The organism is Xanthomonas sp. SHU 166 (genome assembly GCF_000364685.1).
Classification (GTDB): Bacteria; Pseudomonadota; Gammaproteobacteria; order Xanthomonadales; family Xanthomonadaceae; genus Xanthomonas_A; species Xanthomonas_A sontii.
In genome coordinates this window covers 1-4,174 of sequence record NZ_AQOJ01000813.1, presented here as the reverse complement: position 1 = coordinate 4,174, position 4,174 = coordinate 1, and the positions used below count along the sequence as shown (strand labels likewise).

5 protein-coding genes are annotated in these 4,174 nt (G+C 71.1%); 4 read left to right on the top strand and 1 reads right to left on the bottom strand.

Annotated elements, in window-relative coordinates; all coding sequences use genetic code 11:
* The 4 genes from D180_RS18710 to mdtD form a co-directional block, all read left to right on the top strand.
* The coding region (locus D180_RS18710; protein ID WP_017913988.1) for a helix-turn-helix domain-containing protein at positions 1-477 on the top strand (477 nt) is incomplete at its 5' end.
* Between the two features lie 63 nt (positions 478-540).
* Positions 541-795 carry a WGR domain-containing protein gene (locus D180_RS18705; RefSeq protein ID WP_010344159.1) on the top strand — a complete coding sequence of 85 codons (255 nt, stop codon included), beginning with the start codon at positions 541-543 and terminating at the stop codon, positions 793-795.
* A 10-nt stretch (positions 796-805) separates the two neighbouring features.
* Complete coding sequence (gene hemE, locus D180_RS18700) at positions 806-1,873, top strand: uroporphyrinogen decarboxylase (RefSeq protein WP_017913987.1); 1,068 nt, start codon at positions 806-808, stop codon at positions 1,871-1,873.
* A 230-nt stretch (positions 1,874-2,103) separates the two neighbouring features.
* Positions 2,104-3,534, top strand: a complete 1,431-nt coding sequence (gene mdtD / locus D180_RS18695; RefSeq protein ID WP_017913986.1) for a multidrug transporter subunit MdtD — start codon at positions 2,104-2,106, stop codon at positions 3,532-3,534.
* 158 nt (positions 3,535-3,692) lie between these two features.
* Here the strand turns inward: mdtD and D180_RS18690 are convergent.
* The coding region (locus D180_RS18690; protein WP_017913985.1) for a response regulator at positions 3,693-4,174 on the bottom strand (482 nt) is incomplete at its 5' end.

Here is a 4,174-nt window from a genome sequence, read left to right as displayed (position 1 = left end):
ACCGTCGCCGGCATCGACTGCTGCCTGCACCTGGTGCGGCGCCGCCACGGCGCCGAGGTCGCCAACCGCATCGCCCGGCGCCTGGTGGTGGCGCCGCACCGCCAGGGCGGGCAGGCGCAGTACATCGAACAGCCGCTGCCGGCCAGCCGCCGCGACGCCCAGTTGGGCCCGACCCTGGACTGGATGCTGCAGCGCCTGGACCAGCCGCTGCGCCTGGACGCGCTGGCCGCGCACGCGCGGATGAGTCGGCGCAGCTTCACCCGGCAGTTCCGCCAGGTGACCGGGACCACCGTGGTGCAGTGGCTGGCGCACCAGCGCCTGGTCCGCGCCCAGCAACTGCTGGAGCGCACCGACCTGCCGCTGGAGCGCATCGCCGCCGACTGCGGCTTCGGCAGTGCCGGCGCGCTGCGCCTGCAGTTCACGCGCGACCTGGGGTTGCCGCCGTCGGCGTATCGCCGCGGCTTCCGTGCCGGCTGAGCGGCCGCTGCGTTCCGCCGACCGGGCCACGTCGCCTGCACCGGCACCCGCTACAATCGGCACATGCGCGTCTTCCTCCAGCAACGCCCCGACGGCAACGAGCCGCCACGCTACCTGCAGCTGACCCTGCAGCCGGACCTGCTCGGCGGCTGGGAACTGTTGCGCGAGAGCGGCCAGATCGGCGGCCGCGCGCAGCTGCGGCGCGAGCTCTACCTGCAGCAGGAAGACGCCAACGCCGCCTTCGAGAAAGCCCGCGACGCCCAGCTCAAGCGCGGCTTCCAGGTCATGTTCACCCGTGGCGCCGACGCGCCGCGCTAAGGAATCCCCCATGCTCAAGAACGACCGCCTGCTGCGCGCGCTGCGCCGCGAGCCCGTGGACCAGACCCCCGTGTGGCTGATGCGCCAGGCCGGGCGCTACCTGCCCGAGTACCGGGCCACCCGCGCCCGCGCCGGCAGCTTCCTGGCCATGGCCAAGACCCCGGAACTGGCCTGCGAAGTGACCCTGCAGCCGCTGGCGCGGTTCCCGCTGGACGCGGCGATCCTGTTCTCGGACATCCTCACCATCCCCGATGCGATGGGCCTGGAGCTGTACTTCGTCGAAGGCGAAGGCCCCAAGTTTCGCCACCCCGTGCGCGATGCCGCGGCGATCGCCCGGCTCGGCGTGCCGGACATGGAGACCGAGCTGCGCTACGTGATGGACGCGGTGCGGGTGATCCGCCGCGAACTGGACGGCAGCGTCCCGCTGATCGGCTTCTCCGGCAGCCCCTGGACCCTGGCCTGCTACATGGTCGAGGGCGGCGGCAGCGACAACTACGCGCGGATCAAGGCGCTGGCGCTGAACGATCCGGCGGCGCTGCACGCGCTGCTGTCGGTCAACACCGACGCGGTGATCGCCTACCTGGCGGCGCAGCGCGCGGCCGGTGCGCAGGCGTTGCAGGTGTTCGACACCTGGGGCGGTGTGCTGAGCCCGGCGATGTACCGCGAGTTCTCACTGCCCTACCTGCAGCGCATCGCCCGCGAACTGGCGCGCGGCGACGGCGCCGAGCGCACCCCGCTGATCCTGTTCGGCAAGGGCAATGCGCCCTATCTGGAAGAGCTCGCGGCCTCCGGTGCGGAAGGCGTGGGCGTGGACTGGACCATCGACCTGGCCGACGCCGCGCGCCGTACCGGCGGCCGCGTCGCCCTGCAGGGCAACCTCGACCCGGCGATGCTGTACGGCGCGCCGGAGGCGATCGACCGCGAGGTGCAACGCGTGCTGCGCAGCTATGCCGACGGCAACGGCGGCTCGCTGGACGGCCATGTGTTCAATCTCGGTCACGGCCTGTCGCCGGACATGCAGCCCGAGCATGTTGGCGCGCTGGTGGAGGCGGTGCAGCGGCATAGTCGGCGTGGTTGAACGCCGGGATTCGGGATTCGGGATTCCAGTCTCGCGCACGGTCGGCGATCTGACCGTGCGCTCGATCTCTTGCGCTTTCGCGTAGGAGCGGCTGCCTGCTAGGCGCAATCCACCGAGGCGTCCGCAGTATGGATCGCTGAGCGCGCGCTGCATCGCAAGCGCGCAACTGCACGACACGGCGACGCGATCTGCGCGATCCTAGTGCTCCCCCCGCGTCACCCTGCGTGCCGATGTCCGCGCCCTCCTCCGATCCGATCGCCGTTCCCAACGCGCGCAGTTTCCGTCCGCTGCTGTGGCTGGTGTCGCTGGCCATCTTCATGCAGATGCTCGATGCCACCATCGTCAACACCGCGTTGCCGGCGATGGCGCGCAGCCTGGGCGAGAGCCCGCTGCAGATGCAGTCGGTGGTCTTCAGCTACGCGCTGGCGGTGGCGATGTTCATTCCCGCCTCGGGCTGGATCGCCGACCGCTACGGCACGCGCCGCACCTTCCTGACCGCGATCGTGCTGTTCACCCTCGGCTCGCTGCTGTGCGCGGCAGCGCCGCGGCTGCCGTATCTGGTGGCCGCACGGGTGCTGCAGGGCATCGGCGGCGCGATGCTGCTGCCGGTCGGCCGGCTGGCGGTGATGCGCTCGGTGTCGCGCGCGCAGTTCCTCAGCGCGATGAGCTTCATCGCCATTCCCGCGCTGATCGGGCCGCTGGTCGGGCCGACCCTGGGCGGCTGGCTGGTGCAGGTGGCGTCCTGGCACTGGGTGTTCCTGATCAACCTGCCGATCGGCGCGATCGGCTTCGCCGCGGCGCTGAAGATCATGCCGGACTTCTACGGCGAGCAGCGCACCCGCTTCGACCTGGTCGGCTACGCGATGCTGGCCTTCGGCATGGTCGCGCTGTCGCTGGCGCTGGACGGCATCTCCGAGCTGGGCCTGCGCCACGCCTTCGTGATGCTGCTGGCGATCGCCGGGCTGGCGGCGCTGATCGGCTACTGGCTGCACGCGGCCAACGCGGCGGCGCCGCTGTTCCCGCTGCACCTGTTCAAGGTCGCCAGCTTCCGCATCGGCATCCTCGGCAACCTGTTCTCGCGCGTGGGCAGCGGCAGCATGCCGTTCCTGATCCCGCTGCTGTTGCAGGTGGGCCTGGGCATGAGCCCGATGAACGCCGGGCTGATGATGATCCCGGTGGCGCTGGCCGGGATGGCCTCCAAGCGCGCGGCGGTGAAGCTGGTGGAGCGCTTCGGCTACCGGCGCGTGCTGATGACCAACACCGTGCTGGTCGGCACCGCGATGGCCAGCTTCCTGCTGTTCGACGCCGGCCAGCCGCTGGGCTGGCGGCTGCTGCAGCTGGCGCTGTTCGGTGCGGTCAACTCGCTGCAGTTCACCGTCATGAACACCGTGACGCTGCGCGACCTGGACCGCGACCAGGCCAGCGCCGGCAACAGCCTGCTGTCGATGGTGATGATGCTCGCCACCGGCTTCGGCGCCGCGGCCGCCGGCAGCCTGTTGGCCGCGTTCAACACCCATCTCGGCGACACCCACGGCGCCACCGCGGCGCTGCATGCGACCTTCGTCTGCGTCGGCGCGATCACCCTGACCTCGACCCTGATCTTCTGGCAGCTGCCGGATACGCGGCCGTTGCCGAAGCAGGTGGAGGAAGTGGCGGAGTAGCCGAAAAGCGGGGATTGGGGAGTCGGGATTGGGGAGTCGCAGGAGCGGGATGCGCGACCTGCTCCATGTGGGAGGGACTTCAGTCCCGACTGCATGCAGCCTGGAAGGCACCTGCCCTCTGCTGGTCACACCTGCTGCGGATACCGGACGGGTGTGACTTACCTGCCCTCCTCGCTCCTGCTGCCTTCTCCATCTTCTGGCGCCTCCACCGCCTTCGCCAGCATCTCGCCCGTCACCGGCTTGCGCAGGAACCCGCTGAAACCGGCGGCATGCGCCTGCGGCTCGGCGTCGGCGTCGGCACGGGCGGTGACCGCGATCAGCGGCATGCCGTAGCCGAAGGCGCGCAACTGCCGCGCCAGCGCCAGGCCGTCCAGGCCGGGCAGGTCCAGATCGAGCAGGGCGATGTCGAACGTGCTGGCCGCCGCTTCGGTCAGCGCGGCCAGCGCGTGCGCGGCGTGGGTGACGTGGTGGCCGCGTGCGCGCAGCAGGCCGCCGACCACTTCGGCCACGGTCGGATCGTCTTCGACCAGCAGGATCCGCCGCGGCGCCGCGGCACTGGCGGACGCGCGGGCGTCGCGTGGCGCCTGCGGCAGCGGCTCGGGCACCCACGGCAACGGCAGGTCGACCACGAAGCGGGTGC

Coding starts and splice junctions, on each gene's coding strand:
- hemE (WP_017913987.1), top strand. CDS start 806: ATGCTCAAGAACGACCGCCTGCTGCGCGCGCTGCGCCGCGAGCCCGTG.
- mdtD (WP_017913986.1), top strand. CDS start 2,104: ATGTCCGCGCCCTCCTCCGATCCGATCGCCGTTCCCAACGCGCGCAGT.
- D180_RS18705 (WP_010344159.1), top strand. CDS start 541: ATGCGCGTCTTCCTCCAGCAACGCCCCGACGGCAACGAGCCGCCACGC.